The organism is Streptomyces sp. NRRL S-495 (assembly GCF_000966955.1).
Taxonomy (GTDB): Bacteria; Actinomycetota; Actinomycetes; order Streptomycetales; family Streptomycetaceae; genus Kitasatospora; species Kitasatospora purpeofusca.
Map to the genome: position 1 here is coordinate 1 of NZ_JZWY01000602.1, position 4,852 is coordinate 4,852.

General features: G+C 77.2%; 5 protein-coding genes and 1 pseudogene. 4 read left to right on the forward strand and 2 right to left on the reverse strand.

Features of this window, described 5'->3' with window-relative positions:
- Positions 1-146: 146 nt before the first annotated feature.
- The 3 genes and pseudogenes from VR45_RS49125 to VR45_RS28530 form a co-directional block, all read left to right on the forward strand.
- A pseudogene (locus VR45_RS49125) lies at positions 147-914 on the forward strand (5-oxoprolinase subunit PxpA); the annotation flags it as partial.
- Between the two features lie 63 nt (positions 915-977).
- Entirely contained in the window at positions 978-1,601 is a 624-nt protein-coding gene (gene pxpB / locus VR45_RS49130) for a 5-oxoprolinase subunit PxpB (protein ID WP_234326261.1), read from the forward strand.
- Positions 1,598-2,488 (forward strand): biotin-dependent carboxyltransferase family protein, encoded by an 891-nt coding sequence (locus VR45_RS28530; protein WP_078896909.1) that lies wholly within the window; start codon positions 1,598-1,600, stop codon positions 2,486-2,488. Before pxpB ends, VR45_RS28530 begins: the two co-directional genes overlap by 4 nt.
- On the opposite strand, the gene VR45_RS28535 is transcribed toward VR45_RS28530, so the two are convergent.
- Together VR45_RS28535 and VR45_RS28540 are read right to left on the reverse strand one after the other, a co-directional pair.
- The gene (locus tag VR45_RS28535; protein ID WP_045942733.1) at positions 2,469-3,431 is read right to left on the reverse strand and encodes an aminoglycoside phosphotransferase family protein; all 963 of its coding nucleotides are present in this window, start codon (positions 3,429-3,431) and stop codon (positions 2,469-2,471) included. The two genes, VR45_RS28530 and VR45_RS28535, sit on opposite strands and share 20 nt — an antisense overlap.
- Before the next feature lie 58 nt (positions 3,432-3,489).
- Positions 3,490-4,251: an alpha/beta hydrolase gene (locus VR45_RS28540; RefSeq protein ID WP_045942734.1), complete on the reverse strand. Its 762-nt coding sequence runs from the start codon at positions 4,249-4,251 to the stop codon at positions 3,490-3,492.
- Between the two features lie 155 nt (positions 4,252-4,406).
- On the opposite strand from VR45_RS28540, the gene VR45_RS28545 reads away from it, so the two are divergent.
- On the forward strand, positions 4,407-4,852 hold a 446-nt coding region (locus VR45_RS28545; RefSeq protein WP_045942735.1), incomplete at its 3' end, for a PadR family transcriptional regulator.

Genomic DNA, 4,852 nt, shown 5'->3' on the forward strand with positions numbered 1-4,852 from the left:
CCCGGCTCCCCGAAGGGCCGCGGCCGGCCGACCCGGCCGGGCCCCGGCAGGGGACGGCCCCGGCGGCGGGCTGACCGTCGCCGGGGCGGGCCGATCGGGCGCAGGCCCTACCATCTGCCTCAACAGCTGCTGGGAGGCGGACGGGCGTGACCGATGCGGTGATCGATCTCAATGCGGACCTCGGTGAGGGGTTCGGACGCTGGACGCTGACCGACGACGAGGCCCTGCTCTCCGTCGTCACCAGCGCCAACGTCGCCTGCGGCTTCCACGCCGGAGACCCGTCCACCATGCGCCGGGTCTGCTCACTGGCCGCCGAACGCGGGGTCAGGATCGGCGCCCAGGTCTCCTACCGGGACCTCGCGGGCTTCGGCCGCCGGGCCATGGACGTGCCACCGGACGAACTGGCCGACGAGATCGCCTACCAGATCGGCGCCCTCCAGGTCTTCGCCCGCGCCGCCGGCTCCCGGGTCTCCTACGTCAAGCCGCACGGCGCCCTCTACAACCGGGTGGTCGCCGACTCCGAGCAGGCCGAGGCCGTCGTCGCCGGGATCCTGCGGGCCGGGGCGGTCTGCGACGGACCGCTGCCGGTGCTGGGCCTGCCCGGCTCCCGGCTGCTGGCGGTCGCCGAGGACGTCGGGCTGCCGGTGGTCACCGAGGCGTTCGCCGACCGCGCCTACACCTGGGCCGGCACCCTCGTACCGCGCCGCGAACCGGACGCCGTGGTGCACGACCCCGGGACCGTCATCACCCGCGCGGTCGGCATCGCCCGCGACGGCGCCGTGGACGCGATCGGCGGCGAGCGGATCGCCGTCGAAGCGCGCTCGCTCTGCGTCCACGGCGACACGCCCGGCGCGGCCCAGCTCGCCTGGCGGATCCGGGGCGCGCTGGCCTCGGCGGGGGTCCGGGTGGAGGCGGGCGGCGCGGCCGGCGACCGGGTGCGCGACGCACCGGAGGGACAGGCCGACGGCCCCGGTCCGGTGCTGCGCCCCGTCGGCGAGCGCGCACTGCTGGTCGAGCTGCCCGACGCCGCCGGGGTCACCGCCCTGTACGGCTGGCTGCGCGAACGGCAGTCGGCCGGCGAGCTGCCGCCGGTCGAGGAGATCGTGCCCGCCGCGCACACCGTCCTGCTGGACGGCGTGGCCGACGTCCCCGGGCTCGCCCGGCTGCTGCGCACCGCCCGTCCGGACCGGGCGGCCACCGCCGCCGGCCCGCTGATCGAGGTGCCCACCGTCTACGACGGCGCCGACCTCGCCGAGGTGGCCGCGCTGTGGGGCGTACCGCCCGAGGAGGCCGTCCGGATCCACACCGCGCCCGAGTACGTGGTGGCGTTCTGCGGCTTCGCCCCCGGCTTCGGCTACCTCACCGGCCTGCCGGCCCGGTACGAGGTGCCGCGCCGGGCCACCCCGCGCAGCGCCGTCCCGGCCGGCTCGGTCGCCCTGGCCGGGCCCTACACCGGTGTCTACCCGCGCTCCTCCCCCGGCGGCTGGCAACTGCTGGGCCGCACCGCCCTCCCCCTCTGGGACACCGCCCGCACCCCGGCCGCGCTCCTCGCCCCGGGCACCCGGGTGCGCTTCACCCCGGTCCGGGGAGGCACCGAGTGACGGACGGGACGGACAGGACGAACGGGACGGACGGCCTGGTGGTGGTCCGACCGGGGCCGCTGACCACAGTGCAGGACCTGGGGCGGCGCGGCGTCGCGCACCTCGGAGTGCCGAGGGCCGGGGCGGTGGACGAGCCGGCGCTGCGGGCCGCCAACCGCCTGCTCGGGAACGAACCCGGGGCCGCCGCCCTGGAGACCACCCTGGGCGGCGTCGCGGTGCGGGCCCTGCGGCCGCTGCTGGTCGCGGTGACCGGGGCCCCCTGCCCGGTCCGGGTGGACGGCCGGCCCGCCGCCTGGGGCGCGCCGGTCCCGGTACCCGCCGGGGCGGTGCTCGACGTCGGCGCCGCGACCGCCGGGGTGCGCGCCTACCTGGCCGTCGCCGGCGGAATCGCCGTCCCGCCGGTACTCGGCAGCCGCTCGGCCGACCTGCTCTCCGGGCTCGGCCCGGCCCCGCTGTCCGCCGGCGACCGACTGCCGGTCGGCCCCCGGCCGCCCCGCCGGGCGACGCCGGAGCTGGTCCCGCTGCCCGCTCCCCCGCGGGTACTGGTGCTGCGGCTGCGGCTCGGCCCCCGGGCGGACTGGTTCACCCCGGAGGCCCTGGCGCGGCTCGCCCGCGACACCTACCGGGTCTCCCCGGCCGGCAACCGGATCGCGCTGCGCACCGAGGGCCCGCCGCTGGTCCGCGCCCGGGACGGCGAACTCCCCAGCGAGGGCATGGTGCTGGGCGCCGTACAGGTCCCGCCGGACGGGCTCCCGGTGGTCTTCCTGGCCGACCATCCGACAACCGGCGGTTACCCCGTCGTCGGCGTGGTGCCCCCCGCCGACCTCGCGGCCGCCGCCCAGACCCGCCCGGGCACCCCGCTGCGCTTCACCGTCCTGCCCGGGTGAGCCCCGGACCGCCCCGGCTCGCCGACAGTGCCTCCGCGATCGTCCGGTGCGTCCCGTCGATCACCGACTCGCCGTCCGCGATGTCCCAGAGGACGTTCTGCAGGACGCGGGCGAGGGTCCAGCGGGTGGCGCGGGGGCGGTCCAGGGCGAGGCGGTCGGTCAGCAGGTCGAAGCGCAGCCGCAGGGCGCGCGGGAGGTCGCCGGTGGCGGTGAGGTCGGACCAGCGGTTGCTCAGGGCCGGGAGGAGTTCGAAACCCGGGTCGCCCGCCAGGGGCTTGGGGTCGATGGCGAGCCAGGGCGCCCGGGGGTCGGGGGCCGTCGGGGCGAGCACATTGGCGTAGTGCAGGTCCCAGTGGAGCAGCCGGTCGCCCGGCTCGGGCCGGACCTCGCCGAGGGCGGCCGCCAGATCCGCCAGCAGTCGGCGGTCGGCCTCCCCTGCCAGCCGCTCGCGCGCGGCCGGGACCTCCGCCAGCATGCCGTCCGCGACCTCGGCCAAGGTCCGTAGGCCGGACGGCGCCTGATGCATCGTCAGGTCGGCGAGGGCGCTGGTGGCGGCCCGGTCGTCGGGGAGGGCGAGCAGGGAGCGGGCCGGGTCGAGGCGCTCCAGCAGCATCGAGCCGGTGGCCGGGTCGTGGTCGAGCAGCCGGACGGCGCCCCGGCCGTTCCAGGCCCGCAGGGCGAGCGGCTCGCCCGCCGTCTCCTCGTCCACCCGCTGGAGCTTGAGCACGGCGCGGGAGCCGTCGGCCCGCCGGACGGGCAGGACCAGGCCCACCACACCGTGCGCGGGCGGGCCGTCGAGGCGCAGCCCCCAGCGGTCCGCGGAGGCCGCCGCGAGCGCGGGCAGTCCGTCGGCCCAGACGCGGCCGTCCGCGCCGTGGCACTCGACGAGGGAGGCGACCAGCGCCTCGGGGACCTGGATCGGCACGACGGACACGCTCCTCATGGGAATCGGGTATCGGGCGACGGCCTGACTGGCCAACAGGCGGACAGGCGGGACGACCCTACGCCAGCGCGGCGGCGGTGGCCCCGGCGAAGCCGTCCGGGTTGTCGATCATGATGTTGTGCCCGCAGTCCGGCACCGCCACCAGCGCCACCCCCGACTCGCGGAGCAGCTCCGCACCGGCCGGCTCGCCGTCGGCCTCGGGGTAGAGGAAGGTGCGCGGCACGTCCAGGCCGTGCAGCTGCTCGCGCAGGGTCGGGACGGTCCCCCGGCAGCGGTGGACGGCGGTGCGGTGCAGCGCCTCGGGCCCGGCGAGCCGCATGGTGGCCCACCAGAACGGGCCGGCCCACCGCTCCACCTGCTCCCACCCGCCGGCCAGGTACTCCTCCTCGGTGAAGGTCGCGAGCCCACTGCTGCCCGGGGTCCGGACCGGGGCGGCCGGGTCGAGGACGGAGTCGACCAGGACCAGCCGGTCGACCAGCCCGGGATGCCGGTGGGCGAGCAGGATGGCGACCGCGCCGCCCAGGCTGTGGCCGATCACCTCGACCCGCTCCACCCCCGCCGCCCGGACGGCCGCCGCGACGGCGTCGGCGTGCGCCTCCAGGGTGTAGGAGAAGTCGGTGGGGCGGTCGCTGATGCCGAAACCGAGCAGGTCGAGCAGCAGCGCGCGGTGGCCGGTGAGCAGCGGGTGCGCGGCGGCCGCGGCGTAGTAGACGGGCGAGCTGGAGCCGAGGCCGTGCAGATAGAGGCGGACGGGCTCCTTGCCGGGGATCTCCACCCAGCGGATCCGGTCGCCGTTCGGGGTGACGGTGGCATCGCGCACGGTCGTGCTCCTTCTGCTGTCGACAAGGGGACCCGGGCAGGCACTCCCGGGGACCGCCGCCTCCCGGCTCCTTCCGGGGGCGGCGAAGTGACCATACCTCGAAGCCGAGGTACAGCAACACCGATATATCTCGCCCGATCTGGCAGAGTGGGCCCATGCTGAAGCTCGCGATCCTCGGGTTCCTCCACGACCGGCCCCTGCACGGCTACGAACTGCGCCGCCACCTCGCCGCGCTCACCGGCCACGTGCGGCCGATCAGCGACGGCACGCTCTACCCGGCGATCAAGCGCCTGGAGACCGACGGACTCCTCGTCCGCTCGACCGAACCCGGCGCGGCGGCCGCCCCCCGGCACACCCTGCGGCTCACCGACGCCGGCCGGGCCACCCTGCTGGACCGGCTGCGCACCCCGGACGACCTGGACGTCAGCGACGAGAACCGCTGGTTCACCGTGCTCGCCTTCCTCCGCCACCTCGACGGCGAGCCGGCCGCGCAGGCCGCCGTGCTCCGGCGCCGCCTCTCATTCCTCGACGAACCGGCCAGCTTCTTCTACGACGGGGACCGGCCGGTCGGCGCCGAGGAGGCCACCGACCCGTTCCGCCG